The organism is Roseiflexus sp. RS-1 (assembly GCF_000016665.1).
GTDB lineage: Bacteria > Chloroflexota > Chloroflexia > Chloroflexales > Roseiflexaceae > Roseiflexus.
The window spans coordinates 5635839-5659940 of sequence record NC_009523.1; the positions used below are offsets into that span (position 1 = coordinate 5635839).

The 24102-nt window shown below is 61.9% G+C and carries 21 protein-coding genes; 11 read left to right on the top strand and 10 right to left on the bottom strand.

Features of this window, described 5'->3' with window-relative positions:
• The first annotated feature begins 324 nt into the window (after nucleotides 1–324).
• Both ROSERS_RS27070 and ROSERS_RS27080 read left to right on the top strand, forming a co-directional pair.
• Nucleotides 325–600, top strand: a complete 276-nt coding sequence (locus tag ROSERS_RS27070; RefSeq protein WP_041334399.1) for a helix-turn-helix domain-containing protein — start codon at nucleotides 325–327, stop codon at nucleotides 598–600.
• A 253-nt stretch (nucleotides 601–853) separates the two neighbouring features.
• Nucleotides 854–1489: a hypothetical protein gene (locus tag ROSERS_RS27080; RefSeq protein WP_232282720.1), complete on the top strand. Its 636-nt coding sequence runs from the start codon at nucleotides 854–856 to the stop codon at nucleotides 1487–1489.
• Nucleotides 1490–1633: 144 nt separating this feature from the next.
• Here ROSERS_RS27080 and ROSERS_RS23110 read toward each other — a convergent pair whose 3' ends face one another.
• The 5 genes from ROSERS_RS23110 to ROSERS_RS23130 all read right to left on the bottom strand — a co-directional run bounded on the left by ROSERS_RS23110 (nucleotide 1634) and on the right by ROSERS_RS23130 (nucleotide 8688).
• Nucleotides 1634–2788 carry a hypothetical protein gene (locus tag ROSERS_RS23110; protein WP_011959165.1) on the bottom strand — a complete coding sequence of 385 codons (1155 nt, stop codon included), beginning with the start codon at nucleotides 2786–2788 and terminating at the stop codon, nucleotides 1634–1636.
• Between the two features lie 203 nt (nucleotides 2789–2991).
• Complete coding sequence (locus ROSERS_RS23115) at nucleotides 2992–4248, bottom strand: TolB family protein (RefSeq protein WP_011959166.1); 1257 nt, start codon at nucleotides 4246–4248, stop codon at nucleotides 2992–2994.
• 317 nt (nucleotides 4249–4565) lie between these two features.
• A complete protein-coding gene (locus ROSERS_RS23120) occupies nucleotides 4566–5654 on the bottom strand; it encodes an RCC1 domain-containing protein (RefSeq protein WP_232282721.1) in 1089 nt (362 codons plus the stop codon).
• Nucleotides 5655–6734: 1080 nt separating this feature from the next.
• A complete protein-coding gene (locus ROSERS_RS23125) occupies nucleotides 6735–8075 on the bottom strand; it encodes a hypothetical protein (RefSeq protein ID WP_011959168.1) in 1341 nt (446 codons plus the stop codon).
• Nucleotides 8076–8154: 79 nt separating this feature from the next.
• On the bottom strand, nucleotides 8155–8688 hold the full coding sequence (locus ROSERS_RS23130; RefSeq protein ID WP_011959169.1) for a hypothetical protein: 534 nt from the start codon (nucleotides 8686–8688) through the stop codon (nucleotides 8155–8157).
• 686 nt (nucleotides 8689–9374) lie between these two features.
• Between ROSERS_RS23130 and ROSERS_RS24515 the strand changes: the two genes are divergently transcribed.
• Nucleotides 9375–10550 (top strand): sensor histidine kinase, encoded by a 1176-nt coding sequence (locus ROSERS_RS24515; RefSeq protein WP_011959170.1) that lies wholly within the window; start codon nucleotides 9375–9377, stop codon nucleotides 10548–10550.
• 36 nt (nucleotides 10551–10586) lie between these two features.
• On the top strand, nucleotides 10587–11252 hold the full coding sequence (locus ROSERS_RS23140; RefSeq protein ID WP_011959171.1) for a response regulator transcription factor: 666 nt from the start codon (nucleotides 10587–10589) through the stop codon (nucleotides 11250–11252).
• A 62-nt stretch (nucleotides 11253–11314) separates the two neighbouring features.
• On the opposite strand, the gene ROSERS_RS23145 is transcribed toward ROSERS_RS23140, so the two are convergent.
• Nucleotides 11315–11881 (bottom strand): hypothetical protein, encoded by a 567-nt coding sequence (locus ROSERS_RS23145; RefSeq protein WP_011959172.1) that lies wholly within the window; start codon nucleotides 11879–11881, stop codon nucleotides 11315–11317.
• Between the two features lie 936 nt (nucleotides 11882–12817).
• On the bottom strand, nucleotides 12818–13396 hold the full coding sequence (locus ROSERS_RS23150; protein WP_011959173.1) for a hypothetical protein: 579 nt from the start codon (nucleotides 13394–13396) through the stop codon (nucleotides 12818–12820).
• Nucleotides 13397–13628: 232 nt separating this feature from the next.
• Between ROSERS_RS23150 and ROSERS_RS23155 the strand changes: the two genes are divergently transcribed.
• The 4 genes from ROSERS_RS23155 to ROSERS_RS23170 all read left to right on the top strand — a co-directional run bounded on the left by ROSERS_RS23155 (nucleotide 13629) and on the right by ROSERS_RS23170 (nucleotide 17359).
• Nucleotides 13629–14033, top strand: a complete 405-nt coding sequence (locus ROSERS_RS23155; protein WP_041334409.1) for a nucleotidyltransferase substrate binding protein — start codon at nucleotides 13629–13631, stop codon at nucleotides 14031–14033.
• A gap of 3 nt (nucleotides 14034–14036) precedes the next feature.
• Nucleotides 14037–14348 carry a nucleotidyltransferase domain-containing protein gene (locus tag ROSERS_RS23160; protein ID WP_011959175.1) on the top strand — a complete coding sequence of 104 codons (312 nt, stop codon included), beginning with the start codon at nucleotides 14037–14039 and terminating at the stop codon, nucleotides 14346–14348.
• A 73-nt stretch (nucleotides 14349–14421) separates the two neighbouring features.
• Nucleotides 14422–15648, top strand: a complete 1227-nt coding sequence (locus ROSERS_RS23165) for an RtcB family protein (RefSeq protein WP_011959176.1) — start codon at nucleotides 14422–14424, stop codon at nucleotides 15646–15648.
• 457 nt (nucleotides 15649–16105) lie between these two features.
• Nucleotides 16106–17359 (top strand): hypothetical protein, encoded by a 1254-nt coding sequence (locus tag ROSERS_RS23170; protein ID WP_011959177.1) that lies wholly within the window; start codon nucleotides 16106–16108, stop codon nucleotides 17357–17359.
• 864 nt (nucleotides 17360–18223) lie between these two features.
• On the opposite strand, the gene ROSERS_RS26550 is transcribed toward ROSERS_RS23170, so the two are convergent.
• The 3 genes from ROSERS_RS26550 to ROSERS_RS23185 are packed head-to-tail and all read right to left on the bottom strand — an operon-like array spanning nucleotide 18224 to nucleotide 21493.
• A complete protein-coding gene (locus ROSERS_RS26550) occupies nucleotides 18224–19621 on the bottom strand; it encodes a nucleoside recognition domain-containing protein (RefSeq protein ID WP_232282722.1) in 1398 nt (465 codons plus the stop codon).
• A complete protein-coding gene (locus tag ROSERS_RS26555; protein WP_011959179.1) occupies nucleotides 19618–20448 on the bottom strand; it encodes a FeoB small GTPase domain-containing protein in 831 nt (276 codons plus the stop codon). The genes ROSERS_RS26550 and ROSERS_RS26555 overlap by 4 nt, the downstream gene beginning before the upstream one ends.
• 34 nt (nucleotides 20449–20482) lie before the next feature.
• The gene (locus ROSERS_RS23185) at nucleotides 20483–21493 is read right to left on the bottom strand and encodes a metal-dependent transcriptional regulator (protein WP_011959180.1); all 1011 of its coding nucleotides are present in this window, start codon (nucleotides 21491–21493) and stop codon (nucleotides 20483–20485) included.
• Nucleotides 21494–21777: 284 nt separating this feature from the next.
• Between ROSERS_RS23185 and ROSERS_RS23190 the strand changes: the two genes are divergently transcribed.
• The 3 genes from ROSERS_RS23190 (at nucleotide 21778) to ROSERS_RS23195 (ending at nucleotide 24077) form a co-directional block, all read left to right on the top strand.
• Nucleotides 21778–22617, top strand: coding sequence for a DNA-methyltransferase (locus ROSERS_RS23190; protein WP_011959181.1), 840 nt, complete (start codon nucleotides 21778–21780; stop codon nucleotides 22615–22617).
• 42 nt (nucleotides 22618–22659) lie between these two features.
• The gene (locus ROSERS_RS26345; protein ID WP_157041205.1) at nucleotides 22660–22803 is read left to right on the top strand and encodes a hypothetical protein; all 144 of its coding nucleotides are present in this window, start codon (nucleotides 22660–22662) and stop codon (nucleotides 22801–22803) included.
• 311 nt (nucleotides 22804–23114) lie between these two features.
• A complete protein-coding gene (locus ROSERS_RS23195; protein WP_011959182.1) occupies nucleotides 23115–24077 on the top strand; it encodes an IS110 family transposase in 963 nt (320 codons plus the stop codon).
• Nucleotides 24078–24102 lie beyond the last annotated feature (25 nt).

Sequence of the window (24102 nt, forward strand, 5' to 3'; positions counted from 1 at the left end):
AACCACGGCAGAGCAGTGTCTATCAGGGAACAACCCTGAATTGCGGAGAGTCTTTGCAGCGCGCACGAACCGGTCGGCGCGGTGTGCGCCTTCGCGCTCTGTCGACGCGGGGCGTGTGTATGGATTCGTCGGCTCAATCCCCAAAGCGCCACTCCTAATCATGGAGATTGAGCATTTAATCCGGTATGCGCCTCTTGCCGTCGGGCTAATGGAGATTGAGAATTAAATCCGCTATACCGCACGAGCCGTGGGGCTGATGGACTTTGAAAAAATATTCCGTTATACTGATATCCATCCGTGTCAAGCCTTTCTCAGGAGGTTGCGATGCCGGCACGCCGGACCCTTCACGTGTCCGTCGCGGAGCGGGAGGCCCGCGAAGACCTGCGCGATCACGCCCCCACGCCCTATGTGCGTGAACGGGCGGCAGCGTTCCTGCGCATCGCGTCCGGCGTGCCGCCCGCTGTCACGGCGCGCGCACGCGTGCTGCGTCCGCGCCATCCGGCAACCGTCTCTCGCTGGCTGAATCGCTGGGACGCCGCGGGCATCGAGCGCCTCCCCATCCGGGACGGACGCGGGCGCACGCCCGCTTGTTCCCCCTGACCGCCATGACCCTGCGACGGCGGCTCCTGAGGTGGAGCATCTGGTCCGCCGTGACCCGCGGCCGTGCGGGCTGACCCAGACGCGCGGGACCCTGGACGCCATCCGCAGCCAGTTGGGGTGGGGACGCGACGCCGCGCTGCGCGGGATCGCCCGCATCCTGGATCGGTTGGGCCTCCCCTGGCAGCGCGCCCGCAGGCATGGGCATCGCCCTGATCCTCACTAGCAGGCCAACCTGCAGGCGAGTGCGGACGTGGTGGCGGATGCCCGCGCGCACCCCAACCAGGTGGTGACCGTGGATCGGGATGACGTCCCGGTCACCCGGCGCCCGACCCTGGCCAACGGGGATGGACGGGCGGGCGCCGATCCGGTGCGGGCGGAACGGAGTCGGGCGACCGATTGTGACCTGCGCAGCGTGGGCAGTTTGGAGGTCGTGACGGGCCAAGTGGTCACCCGGCGGGCGACGACGATGGGCCGGGCGACGCTGGCGCCGTTCTTCCCGGACCGGCGCGCTGCCTCTCCTGAGGCTGAGCGCATCTCTGTAATGCTGGATCATTGGCCGGTCCAGGTGCATCCGGATGTCCTGGTGGCGCGTGCGCCGCACACGACCCGCTGGGCGTTGTCCCGTCCTGGCAAGTGGCCGGCCACCCCCAGTGGACGGGCCGTGCGCCGGGCTGGAGATGTCCGCCTGCCCATCCAACTGATGCCGTTGCCGACGGATGCGTCGTGGTGCAACCCGATCGAGAAGCTGGGGCGGTGGATGCGTCAGGAGGTCACCCGCGTGCATCGCTGGGCGACGGATCGCGATCAGGTGCGCAGCCATCTGGATGCCTTCTTCGCGTCGTTTGCAACCGGCTCGCCAAAGCTTTTACAGTATGTCGGTCTCGGATAGCGGATTATTTATTCAAAGACCATAAGCCCTCGGCTAGCCAAGGCAAAGCCCGCCTGCGCGGGCTAGAGCGGAACAATTACTCAAAGACCATAAGCCCTCGGCTATCCAGGGCAAAGCCTGCCTGCGCGGGCTAGAGCGGAATAATTACTCAAAGACCACTTCATGTGGCAGCGGAATGCGCACCTGGAGCGCACCCAGTTCCGGCATTGCGAGCGGGACCATCTGGTCACCGATCCGCGGTATTCGGTACCGCGCCAGCGCAGCTGGCTGCTGGTGCAGCGTCAGGCTGCGCGCGGCGGCGTCTAGCGCCGGCCAGCACACCAGGGTCAGCTCCTGCCGCCACCACCAGCATTGGTTCATCACCTCATAGTCTTCGATCTGCACCACATACCTGTATCCAGCGTCATCGACCACCCGGGTGACGCCATTCCACCTGGTCAGGGCATCGGGCGTGAACGACTGGAACATCATCTTCGCCGCGTCGGCGCTGATGATCCGCGCACGGAAATGCAGACGGAAACAGTTGGCGTAGAACTCCATCCGTTCCAGCCGGGCGATGAGCGATCCTGCCCGCACGCGCAGGCGCGGCCGGATCGGCGGACGGACCTCCGCGCCGCGTTCAGCCAGGAGGTGCTGAGGCGTCGGCAGCACCTGCCGGAGCATCGCGTCCAGACTGAGGCGCGCCACGGCTTCACCACGGGCGGTCGCCAGCCACGCGACTGGGTCGACCGCATCCGGCAAGCGCAACAGGTCCGCCAGGAGGACGGCGATCGTCGGCTCGACCAGGGAGCGCTGCGGCGTGGTCTCGACCGGCAACTCGCTCCGCGCGCGCATCTGACTCAGGAGCCGACGCACCGCATCGGCGTCTCGCGCATCCGCGATTCGGTCAACGAGTCGGTCGGGCGCAATCCACGCGTCCGACGCGGTCAGCAACCGCCCGAACAGCGCACGACTGCGCGCGTCCGCTTCCCGCATGGCGGCCGACCACGCCGCGTCGCTGGCGGCGGCGAGCGCGCGGCGTTCATTGCTGCGAGACGCCGCGCAGCTCGTCGCAAAGTCCAGCGCCAGCGCCAGCGCCAGCAGCGCGACGGTCTGCGCGCGTGCGCTGATGAGCCAGGGCAACGGGTCGATTGCATCGTCGCATGCGAGCAGGTCCATGAAGAGCTGCCGCGCCAGGGGACCGCGCGGGTGCGCGATGGCGATGGTCGGACGAAGGCGGCGGAGCGCCGCCAGCTGTTCGCGCCGCTGCAGATCATCCGCCACCACGAGAACAACCGGTCCGGATTGCGAGGTTATCATGGCTCCTTTCCGAAACGACAGGTGCGAAAAGCCGGACAGGAAACCGATAGCTTTGCATATCCCTCCCTATCCTCCGATAGTTCTGCGTGTAAGGGGAAGTCTGACTTCCATTCCTCGCTGAGAGAGCGGAGGGCGTCATCCGACGCCGCCCCGCTCTTCGCAGTCGCCCGTTCCGGGATAGCAGCACACCTCACAGGTGCTCCCTACCGCCAACCAACAACGATCGCTTGAGTCGGCAGGTCGACGACGGTTGACGATCTGGTGGCAAGGTTGATCATGGTTACACGACGCTCACCGCTATGCTGGAGCATCAGCCATTGCCCATCAGTGCGAAGAAAGGCATCAACCGGGGCGGTCTCCGTCACCTGCTCCACGACCCCCGACGCTGCATCAAGGCGATATACCCCGAAGGAGGTCGCCGGTTCATCGTAGATATCGCCGGGACGGAGCAGAAAATACAATGCACGACTGTCGGGCGACCAGGTCAGCCGCCAGGCATGGCCCGGCGCCTTCGGCAGGGAGATAATCTGCGGCGTGGCAGACGGAGCAGTCAGGTCGTAGTCCAATAGCACCCCTTCCTCCTGCGCTCCCGCCGATGCAGCGCGGCGAGACGTTGTCACCAGACGACGTCCATCAGGAGAGATCGTTGCAAACACTTCTCCCTCGATGGCGCGTTCCTCGAGTACCTGCCCATCGCCGACGTTGACGACCAGCAGGGTGCCGAAGGACGGATCCTGACCGAAAGGCAGCAGGAAGAGACGCTGTTGGTCAGCAGTCATATGCAGAACACCCACATTCCGGGCAAGTGTGAGGAGAGCCTTCATCGAATCATCTGTAGTTCGATACAGTTCAATTGCAGTCCCCACACCGAATTCCGCCTGCGGATTATCGACCTTTGCCTCGTAGATCACAGTATCGTCGCCAGCGCGGATGAGCGCGCCAGAACGCACCGTCTGATTGAAGGACTGGAATCTGGAGTCGCCGTCTGTCAACCGGATACGTCGGAGCCCTCTCTCCTGCAGAATGACGACGGCATCCGCAACGAGCATCCCGTCCAGGATGGTTCCCCCTTCGGTCAGGTCAGCGAAGCGTTGCTGCGCCTGACCGTTGCGGTACTCCATCAACGTGCGCTGATCAGTATCGATAACGAGCAGCGCAGGAAATGATACACCGGCAGGGGGAGTGGCAACTGCGGGAGGCGTGGAGGCCGCAGGAGTGGCGGCATCGGCTTGCTCAACTGTCGGGGATGCGGTAACCGCGGGAGGCGTGGACACCGCAGGAGTGGCAGTATCGGCCTGACCGACTGTACACCCGCTTGTAAGGAAGATCAGGCCGACACCGATGAACAACCGTTGAAACAGGACATTGACAATGTGGCATCGCCGTGCGATGCTCCCGGCATTTGGAGATAGCCACAGCACGAGAAGCGCGACGATGACAGCCAGGTTTCTCACAAGCATAGCAGACCTCGCGCGTGAGATCAATATTGATACACAATTGACACCCGGAGTCTACAACGACGGCAGAGCAGTGTCTATCAGGGAACAACCCTGAATTGAGGAGAGTCTTTGCAGCACGCCGCGCGCACGGACCGGTCGGCGCGGTGCACACCTTCTCTCTCCGTCGAAGCGGGACGTGGGCGCAGAAATGAATACCTGCGGCGCGATTATGACCACCATGCGCGACAACGGCGAGGAGCCCAGCGTAACAATGCCTGACTGACCGAAGAGAGCACTCCGCTGCACCGTCCCCGTCGGCAGCCTTCCCATCGCGCCCGTCAATTTCGCAAAAATCTGTTCTCCCCCCAGCACTGCGCCGTCCCCGTCTGCAACAGAGCGCAGGTGTGCGCACCGCCCGCCGCCAGCGCGGTCGCCCCGCTCAACCCGCTTACCACCACCGGCGTCGCGCGGAATCCCCCGCTCGTCCCGTCGCCCAGTCGCCCAGACTCGTTCCTCCCCCAGCACTGCGCCGTCCCCGTCGGCAGCAGGGCGCAGGTGTGGGCGCCGCCCGCCGCCAGCGCGGTCGCCCCGCGCAACCCGCTCACCGCCACCGGCGTCACACGGTTAGCGGTTGTCCCGTCGCCTAGTTGCCCGGACTCGTTCCTCCCCCAGCACTGCACTGTCCCCGTCGGCAGCAGGGCGCAGGTGTGCGCGCCGCCCGCCGCCAGCGCGGTCACCCCGCTCAACCCGCTCACCGCCACCGGCGTCAGGCGGTCGGTCGTCGTCCCGTCGCCCAGTTGCCCAGAGAAGTTCGATCCCCAGCACTGCACCGTCCCCGTTTGCAGCACGGCGCAGGTGTGATCCCAACCCGCCGCCAGCGCAGTCACCCCGCTCAACCCGCTCACCACCGCCGGCGTCAGGCGGTCGGTCGTCGTCCCGTCGCCCAGTTGCCCGGAGAAGTTCGACCCCCAGCACTGCGCCGTCCCCGTCTGCAGCAGGGCGCAGGTGTGGGCGCTGCCTGCCGCCAGCGCGGTCACCCCACTCAGCCCACGCACTGCCACCGGCGTCGCGCGGTTAGCGGTTGTCCCGTCACCCAGTTGCCCGTTATCGTTCAATCCCCAGCACTGTACTGTCCCCGTTTGCAGCAGGGCGCAGGTGTGGGCGCTGCCCGCCACCAGCACGGTCACCCCACTCAGCCCACGCACTGCCACCGGCGTCGCGCGGCTTCCCCCGCTCGTCCCATCGCCCAGTTGCCCGGACTCGTTCCTCCCCCAGCACTGTACCGTCCCTGTCTGCAACAGAGCGCAGATATGCGCATTGCCTGCCGCCAGCGCAGTCGCCCCACTCAGCCCACGCACCGCTACCAGCGTCGCGCTTACCGCCGCTGGCGTCACGCGAGGGGTGGAGGGGGTAAGATTGTGACTCACCGTAACTTGAAAGGTGTTCACCATTTCCGTCAATGCGTCAACCGGCAGATCAGCTGTCTCAGGCCCAACTTGAATCCATATATCGAAAATATACCGGTCAACAGGAATGAGTGCGTGTTGTGCCCACCAGCGACGCTGATCTCCGACCGGGTAGGAGTGTTCTAACATATACACCCGTCCTTCTCCCGCCGGTGAGGTCACGGCTTTCATGGCGAGGTCGGTGCTATGATTGGGCAGCACACAAGCATACATCTGGTCAACGGTTGACGCATTCGAACACTGGTCAAGAATATTGACCCCTCCGATATATGCCTGATCGTCACTGGGATCAAGGGGAGTTGCAGGCGCCATAGCTTCCTGGAAGCGCAGCTCTGCTCCATCTCCGCGTACCAGCATCCATGTTGCGGGCACTGTCAGCGTATAGGTCAGGCTGTCTGTATCTGTATTCACTGTGTACGTTTGCGTTACAGTACGAGTTGCGCTGGTGGTTGTACCTGGCCGCTCTCCACTTGTTCCGCTCACGTAACAGCCTGTGAGTCCTATTACGAACAAGAGGGCTACTCCCCATCTCATATCCAATCTCCTTCAGATATGGACAATCGTTCTACCCATTTGCAGCTCCATGATTTGGTTGATGAAAGAGCCATCAGAAACAGTAATGATGTGACTGTCCTCGGCTAAGACGACAGTCACATCAGTGCACGAGTAATTATGGACAATATCCACCGCCCGGCAACATCACGGCCAGTACGTCGCTCGGTGACGTTCACCGTGCGCCAGCCCTGCAGGGGGTCGATCAACATATATGGCGATTGGCAACCCCGCACCGTTCGTATGCGTCGTTCTCCTAGCAGCGGTTGACCCGGCTCCATCGGCACGGCGCATCGGGGGCGTGGCGTGCAGATCTTTGCTTGCCTCATCCAGACGCACGACCAGGCGTCGTCCGCTACCACCCCACTCTCTGCTGGCGTCACTGATACGTGGAGTCTACAACGACAGCAGAGCGGTGTCTATCAGGGAACAACCCTGAATTTGGGATCGTGTTTTACAGACAGGCGAACCTTATCCACACCAGTTCCGTTACTCCTGCGTGAGTGGCGGGAAGAACGGAATCCAGTCACGACTGGGAACCACTGGAACGACGCGCGCACTCCGCGGATCCATCGCCAGAGTCAACCAATCGGGTTGGGGACCGTCGAAGTATTGCGACGGCAAAAATGGCAAAAACGTGACGAAAGCGGAGATAGTATGAACATAGCCATCGTCTGGTATAGGCAGATCAATCGGAATACGGTACAGCTCGCCAGGGTGTACATCGAAGAAATAGGCGAACGTTCCGGCAATGGGAACTTGCTGATCATCGAGAAAGACGCTGAGCATCGCCTGCGTCTGCTGCAATTGCGGATCGCCCGCTACCGGATCGTATGTAACAAAGGCATAGAGCCGTCCTGCTTCGTCAGCCGCCAGCACATGGCTTTCGATTCCCGTAATGGCATCACCCGGATTGCTGGAACGCGAGAGTTTGAGCCGTCCGTGCAAGTAGTTTGTTGGAATGGGCAGACGATCAGGATGCTGAAGATCAATCGCAGGCAGCCGGGCATCAGCGCCGACACGCAGTGGGATCGTCCATGCGTACGGCGCGGAAAGCGGCAGCCAGCGTCCTGTCAGACCCCGCCGCCCTCGTGCGAGATACATGTCTTGCACGGCATACGAGGTGTAGAGACCAGTCGGGTCATACATCAGTACAATAGTCAACGTATGGTTACCTGGGGGAAGCCGGTCAGGAATGGCAAAATCATACAGCACGCCCCGATCCTGCGGGATGCGAACCACGTGCGCCCGCGCCGTCATCCCGCCGAGCGTTACTTCAATCTGCTGATAATCGAACAGCACTATCACCCCAAGGTCATGCATTGGACCGTGCACGTGGAATGATCCTTCGATCGCCAGTACGCCGCGGAGCGGTTGCTCAGGATCGAGATGCAGAGTCCGGGTCATATCACGCCGATCCAGGGCTGACTCCTGGTACGGGATGATCGTTGCCGTGATCCGTCCACCGAACTGAAACGGCGAGCGCGATGGAGGAACGAACGGTGCTGGCGTGGGATGGGGCGAGAGTTGAACCAGTTCTGCAGATCGGAGATAGATTGACGGTTGATTGTGTTCCAGATGCAGGCGCTGCCGAATCTGCGGATCATTCTGCACGCGGGGATCATCAACTGCCAGCGGTGGCGGCGGTTGTGGCCATGCATCTGGCGCCTCCAGGACACGAACAGGCAACGGTCCAGGCAACTCCGGCGCCGGTTGCGCACAGCCTTGCAAGATTCCGACGATCAGAATCACGGTGATGAAACGGCGACGGAGCAAACCTGCACTGTGTGCGGTGAGAAAACAGCTATGACCCATCGGTGTGTCAGTCATTAATCAACTCCTCGATCTTTCGAGTGACTGGAGCAGGGAGGGCGATCTCAAGCGATAACTCTACTCTGGAGCACGTGCATCACCAATATATATCGACTACGGTGGGGAGTTTGTGAGAATTACCCCCCGGCTCGACGATTGCTACATGCTGATCACCGATGCATTGAAGGTACTGTTCTCCAAAACCGGTAAAAAATCGACCGTTGTACCAGCTGTAGAACGAGATGTTGCGGTAATCTCTCCGATAATCGGTTACCGAACTGACAATCCTGTAATCAATAATCCAGAGACCTTTTTCGAGATACAACTGCCATACACGATCGTAAGTGTACGACTTAACCTCGCAATCGGCAGCACCGTATTCATAAAGATTGATAGTTGAGGAAACAATCCATTGAATAGTCCCGCCACCGGGCGCGGGTAAGGAAGCATTTGGCTCAATTCGACCGTCTTCGTATGTGAATACCCGAGAAAGGGTGACTTGTCGGCGATTTGTTACCACTTTGACCGGTTCATCATCATACCGTTGACCTTCAGCACGAAGAGGGGTAGATGAGAATGCTGAGAATATCAGTACCAGAATAAAAACGATCACAGACGTACGTCTCATCATATTCGAACCTCCTCTGACCTGCAGCGGGACACTCCGCGGCGAGTAGCACAGCAGATAGTGCGCCCTGGTTCAACAGCATCTGGATCGAGCCTCAGCCTGTGAGCAGCGCCCAATCGCTGTTGTTACGTGTGGAGACGTGCCCCAACAGGCGGGCGATGCGCAACCGACCGGTTGCCAGTGACGCTGGCGGGCGTGAGAGCAGACACGTCGATCAGCCCGGCTCGCTCCCAGGTACAGATACCCGGCACACGCGCTATCACCATAACCCGCAGTACCGTCAACCAATCGCAGAGCGAGTGGAGGGCGTCGTCCGGCGCCCTCCCACTCTCTGCTGGCGTCACTGATACGTGGAGTCTACAACGACAACAGAGCAGTGTCTATTAGGGAACAACCCTGAATTGCGGAGAGTCTTTACAGCGCGCAGCGCGCACGAACCGGTCGATAGCGCTGCCAGCCCGGTCTTCTGCGCCGACAGCGGGCAGAGAATGAACTGAATTCAGGGTTTATGGAGATTGAGAATTTATTCCGCTCTACCGCGCTAGCCGTGGGGCTTCGCCTCGGCTAGCCAGGGCGAAGCCCGCCTGCACGGGCTGTAGCGGATTATTTACTCAAAGACCATAACCCTGAAGACATCCGCCTGTCGCGTATGGTACAGTATGGTCGGATACGGGCGGATGAGGGTTCCCATGGGCGTATGGCAGGCGTTGCATCGCTCCCTGGCGCAGCGGGAAATTGGGCTGATGTGGCTGCTGCTGTTTCGCTGGGCGGCGTTGAGCCTGGCGCTGGTGCAGAGTTTTCTGATTGAAGCGGAACGTCTGCCGCAGGCGATCCCGCACCTGATCCTGGTTGCGATCTACACATTGGGCTGGACGATCCTGGCGCTGCGTCCGACGCAGGAAGCAACGACAATCATGCATCGCCGCTGGTTCGTCGGCGGCGACGCCATCGCCCTGATCACGCTCAACCTGGCGACCGGCGGCTGGCATAGCCCGCTGTATCGCTACACCTTTGCGGCGCTCACGATGCCGCCCTATCTCTTTGGGCGACGCGGCTTGTGGTGGAGCCTGGCGCTCCTCGTCGCCTGGCACGGCGGGATCGCGTGGCAACAGCGCCTGCCTGCGCACGTGATCACAGCGCTGGCGCTCGATGGGATGATGTTCGGCGGGTTGCTGACCCTGAGCGCCTACGCCCTGCATCTGGTCGAAGCGCAACGACGGCTCGCCGTGCAGCGCGCCGCTGCCGAGGAGCGCCTGCGCATCGCGCGCGATCTCCACGACGACGCGGTGCAGCAGGTGTATAGTATCGTGCTGCTGCTCAAGGGGGCGCTTCGCCACAGCGCCGATGAAGGGGGACGCCAGGAGGTGCAGCGCGTCTATGCGCAGGCGGTGCAGGCCTGGGAAGGGTTGCGCCGCTACCTGCGCGACCTGCGCGATCCGCTCGATACGCGCACATTCAGCGAGCGACTGCGGCAAGGGGCGGACGCCTTCACCCGTCTGACCGGCATTCCGGTCGACCTCGATCTCGACGAGGTGGATCTGCCGGAAGAAACGGGGCTTCAGATGCTGGCGATCACACGCGAAGCGCTGAGCAATGTGTATCGTCACGCACGGGCGCGGTCGGTTGCACTGCGGCTCAGGGTTGTGGGTGAAACGCTCGTTCTGGAGATCGCCGATGACGGCGTCGGGTTCGACCCGCAGGCAGTCACTGCGCTGGATGGCGGGTACGGCTTGCGCGGCATTGCCGAACGGGTGGCTCTGCTCGACGGCGCGTGGAGCATCGTCAGCCAACCGGGGCAGGGAACGCGCGTGCAGGTGCGCCTGCCGTGTCCGGCGCCGCTGGAGGAGGAAGAAAAGGCGGAATAGGCGCCGGGCGCAGCAGACGCGAAGGGGGTTCGGCGGATGGTGCGTATTTTGATTGTGGACGATCACCCGCTGGTGCGGAGCGGTTTGCGCGCAGAGATCGAAGTGCACGAGGGGATGCAGGTAGTAGCGGAAGCCGGGACTGCGGCGGAAGCGCTGGAGCGCCTGGCGGTTGAGCGTCCACATGTCGCCGTGATCGACGTCCGGTTAGGCGACGAGTGCGGGATCGACCTTGGACGCCGCATCGTTGCGCAATCGCCGTGCGCGGCGGTGTTGCTGACAGCGTTCGATTGGGATGTCTACCTGGTGCGAGCGTGGGAGGCAGGCGCGGCGGCGTTCGTCACCAAGAGCGACGATACGACGGCGCTGGTCGAGGCGATTCGGGGCGCAGCAGATGGCGCACGCGTCTTCAGTGCGGAACAGCGCACGCGCATCGACGCCTGGCAGCGCAATATAGCAGCGCCCCTGGCGCTGTTGAGCGAACGGGAAAGCGCCGTCCTGCGTCTTATGGTGGAAGGCGCAACCAATCGGGAGATTGCCGTCGAACTGGGGCTGGCGGTCAAGACGGTTGAAGCGCACGTGCATAGCATCCTGCGCAAACTGCGCCAGCCGTCGCGCCGGGCAGCGCTGGTATGGGCGCGACGACATCGGATTACAGAATATGCACCCTCGAAAACGCCGTTGCACCGTCGTTTCCCGTGGTAAACAACAACAAAAAGCGACTGGAACAATCGTTCCAGCCGCCTATCCCTTTCTATTCAGCAATGTTACGCTTTCGCAGGGGAGCGCGTCTCGAAGTGAATATACGGCGCAGAGCGGAATGCCGCGTAGGTCATGCCAAGGATCATACCGTAGACCATATTCTGAATGAGGAACGACGGCGCGTAGATTTCCAGCAGCAGCGGATTGACAACCGGCAGAACGACAAAGTACGCAACCAGCCAGATTGCCAGCCCATACACAAATCCGAACACCACCGGCGCACCGTAGTCGAGCGGCATCTTCCAGATCCGGCAGGAGAGCACCCCATACAGCACGCCGAACAGCGCCGAAAGCGCCAGGTGGATCAGACTGCCGATAATCACCGGCAGGACAACGAAGCCTGTACCGGCAGTTGCGCCCAAGCCAAGCACGAAGGTTGCGATCAGTTTCGGCGCCTTCCACAGATCTGCACCCATGGCAATCGCCAGGATTGCACCTACGACTGCCATCGTGACGCCCCCAACCAGACCGGCAATCGCGCCACTCACTTCGATCTTTGTCAGAAGCGGCGCTGCTGAGACCCGTACAACCTGCGCTGTCGCCGAACGGTCAATCCGCAACTGCGTGCTCATTGCGTTCCTCCTTAAACGAACGTATCCGCCAGACCGGTGTTCCTGTTTGTGCTGTGAAAACGGAGAAGCAGTCCAAGAGGTTGGAAAAAAGTATAGCAGGTTGGGCAAAACCTGTGCATGTCCATAAGTCGAGATCACGCCTCACCAATGTACCAGGCCATCCCCGCCGTTCGACGGGTTTGTGGCGCGCTTCACGTGAGGATTATCACGAGAACTGCAAACCGGAGGAGAGAGGACCAGAGGAACAGGAAATGAGACGCAGACCAGGTATCGGTGCGTCCGACACCAGGGCGCCGTGCTAAGCACGACGTCCAGTGCAGGAACCCGGATGATGGCGTGCGAGCGCCCTTAAACCTGTGGCAATTCAATTCAGGTCGGACATACTGAGAATTATAGCAGTTCTCAGATACGTTGACCCGTGCCTGGATTTCTACAGCGAAGTGCAAAACAGTTGACCTTCGGAATTGCGCGCTTCATACGGTCATGCGGGCGAGACGCCCGCGCACCCGGCACGCACGTGGCTCAATCATTTTGCATTTCGCTATAGAGCGTTCCATCGTCGTGCGCCTCAGCTGGCTGAAGCCCTGGCTGAGGTCGGGCAAGCCCTGCGGGCTGGATCAACCCGACGCCCCCGGCACGGGGAAAGGTGAAGGACACGCCAGCCCCGCAGGGGCTTCCACGCGCTCAGGGAGGGCTTTAGCCCGCACGAGCGAATCACGCCCGACGATGGGGCGCATGTCTTCTCTCCGACCGCCACGCAAGGCGGTCGCCGCATTGGGAACGCGCGCATGACTGCGCTTGTCCGAGGAGGTTCAACCTCTATGAGAACCGCTATAATCCGGTATGCGCCGCGTGCCGTCGGGCTGAAGCCCTCGGCTATGCGAGGCGAAGCCCGCCTGCGCGGGCTACGGCGGAATAATTACTCAAAGACCATACTTAACGAGCCGTCTTCACCTCCCCGCGCTGCAGGCGTCGCCCCGCCGTGATCTCACTGCGCGACGATGCATGCAGCAAGCCATACGCCAGACCAACCGATATGCCATAGGTCAGGTTCTGGATCAGGAACGACGGCGCATAGATTTCCAGGATCAACGGGTTGAGGAGTGGGAGCACGATAAAGTACGCAATCAGCCAGATCGCCAGCCCATACACAAACCCGAACACCATCGGAGCGCCATACGCAAGCGGCATCTTCCAGATGCGTGTCGTCAGGATGCCAAACCCAACCCCAAAGAGCACCGAAAGCGCCAGGTGGATCATGCTCCCGATAATCACCGGACCGGCAAGAAAGCCGGGCGCAGCCACCGAATCCGGGCTGACGACGAACGTGGCGATCAATTTTGGCGCCTTCCAGAGATCATCGCCGATCGCAAGCGCAAGAATCGCACCAACAATCGCCATCATCACTCCGCCGACCAACCCGGCGAGCGCACCGCTCATTTCGACGCTTGTGCGATCCGAGCGTGTCGCCTTCGTCTCGATGTCCATCCCGTCCAGGCTTCGTTTCGCGTTCATGGGGAACCTCCTTTGATCGGCGCGTGATCGGCGCGCAGTTGACGTATCGATGCGACAGGTCGGAGGCAGGGCGGAGTGCAGTCATTTCAATTATAGAAAATAACAATAAACTATGTCAAGTTTGTTCAAAAATGTACAAGTGGATATAACCACAAAAGCGCCACATACACGCAACGATAGCAGGATATAATTTAGGATGTCAGAAGTCGAGAGATGTCGCCATCCGGCTGCTATGAGCAGAGAACGTTTCATTGAGCGTCAGAGGCAGGTTCGAGAGGCTGCTGCCCGTCTCGCTGAGGCAGTGGCTCAACCCGAAACCGACATAGCGCGTGATGCAACGATCAAGCGCTTCGAGTTTACCTTTGAAGTCGCCTGGAAAGCGCTGCGACTCTTCCTTGAGCATCAGGGGCACGAATGCAACAGTCCACGCAGCACCATCAAAACGGCATTTGTTGAGGGACTGATTGCAACACCGGAAGAGGCTGATGTCTGGTTGCGGATGCTCGAAGACCGCAATCTGACGAGTCAAACGTATAACGAGGCGTTAGCGCGCCGCACCTATAATGCTATCGTTGAGGAGTATGCGGTCAGGCTGAGCGCGATGGCAACAACAATACAGAGCCTTGCATGGGAGTGATCAATGGCAACGGTCATGCTGCGCCTCGACGACCTGACCACTCTGCGCACCATTTTGCGTCGGTTTCCGGCGGTCAGGCAGGCGCGCATCTTCGGGTCGCGCGCTACCGGCCACACCCGCCGCGCATCTGATATCGACCTGGCAATTTCTGCGCCGGACATCAGTGCGGCTGAGTGGCACGATCTGTGCGAGGCGCTCGAGTGCGCACCGATCATCTATGAACTGGATATTGTGCGGGAAGAAGATGTGATCGATGAGCAATTGCGCGCTGCCATTCAGCGTGACGGGATCGTGGTGTATCGTTCAGACGAGTAGCTACAGAAGAACCGGGCGCAGCGCGCGAAAATCATTGTCTTTGATGCTTCTGAAAGAGAAAGAAGGTACGCCTATGTTTCGCATGATTGATGGCATTCCTGTCTGGGGTGAACACGATGAGGGAACCATCGAGCAGATCAAACGGTGCGCCAGCGACCGGGAAGCGGTCAAGGCTGCACTGATGGCTGATGGGCACCTCGGATACAGCATGCCGATCGGCGGCGTCGTCGCATACCGCGATGCCGTCAGTCCCAGCGGCGTGGGGTACGACATTTCATGCGGCATCAAAGGTGTGCGCACCAACCTGCGCGCCGACGACATTCGCAAGGATATCAAACGCATCATGGATCAGGTTGCGCGCGAGGTGGTTTTCGGTCTTGGCGGAACGAGCGGTAAGGCTGCCGATCATCCACTCTTCGACGATCCCACATGGCGCGATCTGCCGCAGGTCGGCAAACTGCGCCAGCTGGCGCGTGAGCAACTCGGTACGGTTGGTTCAGGCAACCATTGGGTCGATATTCTTGAGGACGAAGAGGGGTGGGTGTGGGTCGCCGCCCATTTTGGCAGCCGCGGTCTCGGTCATCGCATCGCCAGCGGCTTCCTCAACCTGGCGCACGGGAAACCGTTCGACGCGCCCGCGCCGGGTGAGTCGATGCAGCAACCAGCAACGGTCATCTCGCTACGCAGCGACCTGGGACAGGCATACTGGCAGGCGATGACCCTCGCCGGGCGTTATGCCTATGCGGGACGCGATTTTGTGGTGCAGCAGGTGCTCGACATTCTCGGCGCACAGGTAACGGAAGAGGTTCACAATCACCACAACTACGCCTGGAAAGAAAAGGTGAACGGCGAGGAGTTGATCGTTGTGCGCAAGGGCGCCACACCTGCCTGGCCCGGTCAGCGCGGGTTCGTCGGCGGTTCGATGGGCGACATTAGCGTGGTCGTCGAGGGGGTCGAGAGCGACGAATCACGCCTGGCGCTGCACAGCACCATCCATGGCGCAGGGCGCGTGATGAGTCGCATCCAGGCGGCTGGCAAGCGGCGCTGGGTCCGGCGCAACGGACGGCGGGTGCAGGAGGTCGTCAAACCGGGTAAAATCTCCCGTGAAATGATGCTCGAAGCAGTACGGCGCGCAGGGGTCGAACTGCGCGGCGGCGGTACAGACGAAAGCCCGCACGTCTACCGACCGCTGCAGGAGGTGCTGGCGCACCACGCCAACACTATCAAGATCGTCCATACGCTCAAGCCGATGGGGGTGGCGATGGCGGGTGAAGATGTGTTCGACCCCTACAAAGATTGATACCAGATATCAAATCACAATCGAACAGGATGTAGCCTGGGGGCGCAGGCGTCCCGCCCGCACGCTTGTCTGGGGGCGCGGGCGTCCCGCCCGCACAGCCCCTGGGTACGCACTCTCAAGGGTCGATTTCTTGAAAGAGATGCGTGATTTTCTGCATTCCGGTGCGCTTTTGCCCCTCACCCCCCTGCTCGCAAGGGTAGAGTTTTTGGGAGAGATGAGCAACGTTCTGCATTCCCGTACGCCTTTGCCCCTCATCCCCCCGACCCCCTTCTCCCACAAGGGGTTGAAAGGGGGGGGATTCGCAGGCAGATTGTCAACCGTTTCCGTTCCACCGAACGCACGGGCCGATCCGTCGGTATCATGATCATGGAAGGATCGCGAGACACGGAGGATGGAATGGCCCGCACGCCCACGGAACGGTTCTTTTGGCATCGTTGATCCCCCTCGCATAGAACGAATGGCCCGCACGCCCACGGAACGGTTGCTGCAGCAGCAGATCCAGACCCTCTTCCCGCGCTTGTCGCGTCACCGGCGCCGCGCCCTGGCCCGCTGGGTCTTGGGCGCCCTCTTGGCGGGGAGCGCCAATCGTCCCGCGCTGGCGCCGGCGCTCGCCACTGCCGGGATCGCCCGCGCCGCCACCCTGGCGGACGCCTGGGATGCCTGGATCGCCGCCCCGGCCCATCGCATTGACACCGCCGACCCACCCGCAGCGGGTGCGCCACCGGTGGTCAGTCCGCTGGCGTGCGGCGCCGACCTGCTCCGCTGGATTCGCGCGCACTGGACCGGCGGACCGCTGGCGCCTGGGCTGGATGCCTCCCATCGGCGCGCTGACGTCGTTCTGCTGCGCATGAGCGTCCTCTATCGGGGCACCGCCCTGCCGGTCGCCTGGGTGATCGTCCCGGCGAACCAACCGGGTGCGTGGGAACCGCACTGGGAGCGGATGCTGCGCTGGGCCCGCAGCGCGCTGCCGCGCGACCAGGAGGTCCTCACGCTGGCGGATCAGGGGTTGTGGAGCCCCCGGCTGTGGCACGCCATCCGGTCGCAGCAGGTCCATCCCATCATGCGGGTGCGTCCCACGTCGACCTTCGCGCCGACCGGTCAGGCGCGCCAGTCGGTGCTGCGCCTGGCGCCCGGACCGGGGCATGGATGGGTGGGCGTGGGGGTCGCCTTCAAGCACGCACCCAAGCGGATTGCGGGCACGCTGGCGGTGGCGTGGGGCGCCGACCATGCGGAACCGTGGGCGCCGCTCGTCGAGCGTTCAGCCGCGCGGGTGGATGCCGCGTGGTATGCCCTGCGCAGTTGGGACGAGGCGGGCTTCCGCCAAAGTACGTCGATGGGCTGGGACTGGCAACGCGGTCAGTTGACGGACCCGGATGCAGTCGCCTGGCAGTATCTGGTAGTGGCGACGGTCACGCTGTGGACGGTGGCCGTCGGCACGCGGATCGAAGATGCAGAACAGCAGGGGGTTCCGCCCGGTCGCCTGAAGCGGGCGCCGCCGACGACCGGCGCGCCGCCGCGCCGTCGCTGGAGCGGCACGGCGCAGCGGGTGATCAGCCTGCTCCGGCGGGGGGCAGGTCGGCGCCTGCGCTGGTTGCTGGCGCAAGGGCGTTGTTGGGTCCGCTTGTGGTTGCGCCCGGAGCCCTTGCCCAAAATAGGTGACAGCGTAACCATGCATATCTATGACCCGTCCCAATGCCTGAAATCGCCCTAAATCCCCCCCCTTTCAACCCACACGGGGAGAAGGGGGAGGTTGGGCGTCCTGACGGCTGAAATGGGAGATGGCGCGCAGGGGCTTGCCAAAAAACCCACCCTTGTAAGCTGGGGGGCGCAGGCATCTCCCCCACCAGCACGCCTGGGTGCGCGGGCGTCCCGCCCGCACGCAGCCCTGCGCCCCTTCACGGGGACGCAGGCATCTCCCCCACCAGCACGCCTGGGTGCGCGGGCGTCCCGCCCGCACGCAGCCCTGCGCCCCTTCACGGGGACGCAGGCATCTCCCCCGCACGCAGCCCTGGGTGCGCGGGCGTCTCGCCCGCACGCAGCCCTGCGCCCCTTCACGGGGACGCAGGCATCTCCCCCGCACGCAGCCCTGGGTGCGCGGGCGTCCCGCCCGCACGCAGCCCTGCGCCCCTTCACGGGGACGCAGGCATCTCCCCCGCACGCGGCCCTGGGTGCACAGGCGTCTCGCACAGTCGCAGATGTACGCACGACTTGCTCAAGCACAGCCCCTGGGTGCGCGGGCGTCCCGCCCGCACGCAGCCCTGCGCCCCTTCACGGGGACGCAGGCATCTCCCCCGCACGCAGCCCTGGGTGCGCGGGCGTCCCGCCCGCACGCAGCCCTGCGCCCCTTCACGGGGACGCAGGCATCTCCCCCGCACGCAGCACCGCCCCATCACGAATGCGCAAGCGTCTCGCCCGCACAGCCCCTGGGTGCGCGGGCGTCCCGCCCGCACGCAGCCCTGCGCCCCTTCACGGGGGCGCGAGCATCACGTCCTCGACCGCCCCGTGAGGATGTCACCCCTCGCTCCATGGCAAACAGCGCAGATCGGGAACAAGCACCATCGTACGGCGCATATGGTTATACCAGATGTGCTATCAGGCGCGCCAGACTGGCTGTGATGAACGTTACCAGAAATGCCATCCCCAGCGTAATCACCACACTCATCGCCGCCCACTTATACGAACGGGTTTCCTTATAGATTGTGAGGATCGTCGTGCCGCACGGATTGTGGAGCAACGAGAAGAGCATCAGGTTCACCGCCGTCAGCAGCGACCATCCGTGCTGCTCCACGAGTAACGCACGAATTGCTTCGCTACTGCCCGGACCTTCGACCATTGTGCTGGCGCCGGTGTACATCATCATCATGGTCGGCACGACGATCTCGTTGGCGGGAATGGCGATAATGTAGGCGAGCAGGATCACGCCGTCGAGACCGAAGATCCGCCCAAACCCATCGAGCCACCCGGCAATGGCGATTGCCAGGTTCGCGTCACCGAACGGAATGTTCGCCAGCAGCCAGATGACCGCACCCGCTGGCGCTGCCGTCAGCATCGCGCGCCAGAGTACAAAGATCGTCCGGTCGATCAGCGATGTGTACAGAATGCGCAGGACGTTCGGGCGGCGATAGGGCGGGAGTTCGAGCGTAAAGGCGGAAGCTTCCCCTTTGAGCACTGTTCGCGACAGCAGCCACGACATGAAGAATGTGAATGCCACGCCGATCAACACGACCCCCACTACCGCGCCAGCAGCGATGAACGAGGCGGTCACACCGCTAAAACCAGCCGCCACAAAGACAGTCGCCAGCATGATCAGCGTCGGGAAGCGCCCGTTGCACGGAACGAAATTATTCGTCAGGATGGCGATCAACCGCTCACGCGGCGAGTCGATCACCCGTGTCGCCACCACGCCAGCTGCGTTACACCCGAACCCCATCATCATCGTGAGCGACTGCTTGCCATGGGCGCCTGCTTTTTTGAACAGCCAGTCGAGGTTGAACGCCACGCGCGGCAGGTATCCAAGGTCTTCCAGCAGCGTGAACGCCGGAAAGAAGATCGCCATCGGCGGGAACATCACCGATACAACCCACGCCAGACAGAGATAGACGCCGTCCCAGATAAAGCCGGTGATCCACCACGGAACTCCCCAGCTGACGAACAGCGCGCGCGCCCAATCGCCAAACCCGAACAGGACGGCAGCTAGCATCTCTGAAAAAACATTTGCGCCCGCAACGGTCATCCAGATAACGACGGTGAGCAACAACAGCATGATCAGCAAGCCGCTGACCGGCGCAGTCACCAGGCGATCAATCCGCTGATCGAGATCGTACTTCCGATCAGCAGCGGCTTTGACGGCGCGATGCGCAATGCGCTCCGCTTCCGCGTAGAGCGATTGCACCACCTCGTCGCGGAACCCGGATGGCAGGCTGTTGCGCAGCGCCTCGGCTCTGGCAAGGACATCCTCCGGTGTCGCCATCATTGCCTCCCGACAACAGCCATCGTGCTGCTCAATCGTTCTTCCGGCGATCGCTGCCGCCTGACAATATCCGCCAGTTCACCGCTGCGGATCGCGTGCTGCACCCGCACGTCGCCTTCAAGCAGGCGAATGGCGAGCCAGCGCGCATTTGGAATACCGGGCGCCAGTTGCTCGATCAGCGGCGTCAGTTCGCGGATCGCCTTTTGAAACGCAGGCGTTCCCTCAACCCGACGCGGACTGGTGGCGATGCGCCCTTCGATAACATCGGCAACAGTTGAGAGAAGCGTCATAATACCCTCACCGTTGCGGGCGGAGATTGGCACGGCTGGCACACCCAGATCACGACTGAGCACACGTGTGTCCACCTCAATTCCCTTCCGGCGCGCCTCGTCCATCAGGTTCACCGCTACTACCGCCTTATCGGTGATTTCCAGCACCTGCAACACCAGATTCAGATTGCGTTCGAGCGCCGTCGCATCGGTGACCACAATCGTGCAATCTGGTTGACCGAACAGCAGAAAATCGCGCGCCACCTCCTCATCCTGCGATGTGGAGAGGAGCGAATAGGTCCCCGGCAGATCGACCAGTTTGTACCGGACGCCGTTGAACTGATACCCCCCCTCGGCGCGCGTGACGGTCTTACCGGGCCAGTTGCCGGTATGCTGTTTCAACCCGGTCAGGGTATTGAAGAGGGTGGACTTGCCGGTGTTGGGATTGCCGGCAAGCGCCACCACCCGGTCGAATGTATCCATCTTAATGCCCATCCGCTCCAGATGCGCATACGCCGGGCAGGTCGCACACGGATCGGCAGGCGGCGTTCGTGTCGTCATGGAATGCTCACCTCCAGTTTCACCGCTGATTTGGTCAATTCGAACGATGGGGCCTGACCCAGATACGATCGGCCTGATCCCGTCGGAGTGCGATCAACGTCCCGCGCACGCGGTAGGCGCGCGGATCGGCGAAAACATTCTGCAATTCAGGGTACACCACTGCACCAGGCGTCAACCCCAGGTCGAGCAACCGGCGCCGGGTAAACCCTTGCAGTGCGTCATCCAGCGCGACGATCTCAGCCGATTGGTGCAGGGGCACGTCGCTCAGCGGGATCGCGTGGTTACGAGCCGCCTCCTCTTCCGTCAGCGGCGCCAGCGTGACATTGACCGCGACAGCAGGCGCCAGACGGTACTCATGCTCGCCGTCGCTCAACACCAGGCGCTCCGGTGTCCGCTCCAGCACCCGCACAACCTGCCCCAGGCGCAGACCAACCGCCAGAATCTGCGCATAGGCAATCGCCGGTTCGTCCTCCAGATGCACAATGCGTCCCGGCGTGTCGAGGGGCCAGGCGGTAAGCGGAATTCCTGCCACATCGGACAACGACCCCTCACGGTTCGGGATCGGGTCGCCGTGCGGATCGCGCCGGGGATAGCCCATCGCCGCTTCCAGTTCGTCCAGTTGCGCCGCGGTCAACGTATGTTCGCGCCGCTGCGCCTCATCGTGCACCCGCGCCAGCGGCATGCGCGCTTCGTCCGCCAGATAGCGTTCCCAGAGCCGATGCGCGCGCACCACGTGCAGCGCCCAACGCTCGCCTTCTGGCGTCAGGTGCAGTTCTGCGCCGCGCGTTTCAAGCAAACCCTGTGCTTCCATCTTTTCGATCAGGCGCATACTCCGCGCACGTGGCAGCGCCAGCGCCCCACTGAGCGACTCCGGCGTGGCATGACGCCCCTGATGCTCGCGGTTGAGCAGATACTTGAGCGCATCCTCAACCAGTTCCCGCTCGCGCGTCGCCCGCCAGGTGCGGTAGAACGCAAGCAGACCGATTCTGGGAAGCGCCATCCATACGATGCCGCACAGGAGAATCAACACAACCCATCCATTCATCGCGTTCCTCAGCAAGACCGGTGTTGCATAACACTGGGTCGTTGGCGCATGCAGCACATTAATGTAATTTAGGCATTCCTAAAATAAATATACTGCTGGCAGAAACTTTTGTCAAGCAATGCGCAGCCGGGACGCCTGCACCGGACAACGCGCGTCGTGGTATGATGATAGGCACAGAACCAGTGCAGCGATTGTGACACACATGTTCTTGACCTGATTTCGGATAAATGGTATACTCCTCCCAGAAATGCAGCGTCTGTGGATTTCTCGGTGGAGCGACAGATATGGCTGACGACCTGACACTCACGCGATTGAACCGGATTATCCAGGGCGATTGTATGGAGGAACTTGCCGCACTCAGCGACGAGTCGATCGATCTCACCCTGTTTTCACCGCCGTATGATGGTATTCGAGACTACAAGAAGAACTGGTCGTTCGACATTGTCGAACTCGGCGACCAACTGTACCGGGTGACAAAAGACGGCGGCGTGGTTGTGGTCATTATCGGCGACGGAACCAGGCAATTCGCCAAATCACTGACATCCTTCCGTCTGGCAGTCTCATGGGTTGATGAAATCGGCTGGAAACTCTTTGAGTGCGTGATCTATCATCGCGATGGCAACCCCGGCGCGTGGTGGAATCAGCGGTTCCGTGTCGATCACGAGTACGTGCTGATCTTTTTTAAAGGAGAGCGACCGAAAACATTTCAGAAAGATCACCTTATGGTTCCAAGCAAACACGCCGGGAAAATCTACTCAGGGACGGATCGCCTGACCAATGGCGGATTCAAGCGCATCACCCCCAAAGCAGTCAATCCTTTGAAATGCAGAGGGACGGTCTGGCGATACGCAACCAGCAACACGGAGGGCAATCGTCTGAAACTGCAACATCCGGCAACCTTTCCCGATAAACTCGCAGAGGACATTATTCTCTGCTTTTCCCAACCGGGGGACATCGTTCTGGATCCAATGTGTGGGAGCGGAACGACGTGCGTCATGGCGCGGAACCATCAGCGTCACTTTATCGGAATCGAGATAAGTCCAGAGTATTGTGAGATTGCCGGAAAACGCCTGGCAATGGAGCATCAGCCTGCCGAACAGCAAACTCTGTTCTATGGAATTTGAGGGCGAAAGCCATTATAGCAGTTCTCATGGAGGTTGAACCAATTGGACAGGGTTGAACGCTCCCAGAATCGCGCTCCCGACACGGTGACCGAAATGAATTTCGGTCTACGCTTTGCCGAAAACGGAGCGTCTCGCGTGACACGGCAGACCTGGACGACGATCAATGAATCTGAAGAACTGCTGTAAATCAATCATGACTTCGCTGCAAAAACGCACCGCAGCGACGCCGAGGGCGCAGAGAACCCTGAAAACGAACCATGATGGATGCATGGCGGAGCATGCGAGTGCGTGATGCGCACGAGAATCTTCCTCTGCGAACGCTGCGTCTAGTATAATCTAACGGGACACGGTATACCGTTCTGCGCCAGGTTCACGAGATCGCCGCGGAGTGTTGGGTAGCCGTGTCCTTCAACGCGACCAAGCCGAACAGTTATCTGGGCCCTCAAACCCGCATATGCTAGCAAGGCTGGCGCCGTTTTCCTCAGGAGGTTCTGTGTATGGCTTCCCGTGAGTCGCTCTTTATCGGCATTGATGTCTCCAAACAGACGCTGGATGTGGCGTTTGGCGCCGACCCGCACGCGCCACGCGAGACGATACCGTCTACCGACGAAGGTGTCCAGCTCCTGGTCACGCGACTCCAGCGCCTGCAGCCGACCCTGATTGTGCTGGAGGCGACCGGCGGGCTGGAGCGCATGGTGTTCGCCCAACTGCTCCAGGCTGGCGTGCCGACGGCGCGGGTGCAGCCACGCCGCGTGCGCGCCCTGGCGCACGCGGAAGGACGCCAGGCGAAGACCGACCGCCTGGATGCCCGGTTGCTCGCCCGCTTTGCCGAACGGGTGCGCCCGCCGCACCACCAAGCGACGGACGAGCAGCGCGCATCCTTGCGCGACCTGCTGGTCCGGCGGGAGCAGTTGATTCAGATGCGGACGGCTGAGATCAATCGGTTGACGGCTGCCGCGCCGAACCTCCGCCCGGGCATCCAGCAGCATATTGATTGGCTGGATCAGGAGATCCGTGCGCTTGAGCAGGAACGCGACAACGAGGCGGAGCGCACCGACGAGGTGCGCCGGAAACGGGAGCTGCGCGACAGCGTGCCCGGCATCGGCGCGATCACCGCACTGAACCTGCTGCTCCGCCTGCCCGAACTGGGGACCATCAAGCGCACGGAAGCGGCGGCCGTTGTGGGCGTTGCGCCGTATGCCAATCAGAGCGGCGCACAGCACAAACCCCGGCATATCTCCGGCGGCAGGAGGGATGTGCGCAGCGTGTTGTACATGGCGACCCTGGCGGCCACGCGGCGCCGTCTGGTCAGGCGCGCCTTCTATCAGCGCCTGTGTCAAGCTGGCAAGCCGCGCAAGGTCGCCATCGTCGCTGCGATGCGCAAGCTGCTGACTATTCTCGGCGCAATATTGCGTCAGCAAAAGCCCTGGGATCCGGCTGTGCATACGAGCGCCCCTTGACAAGCAACACAGTTACTCTGCGGTG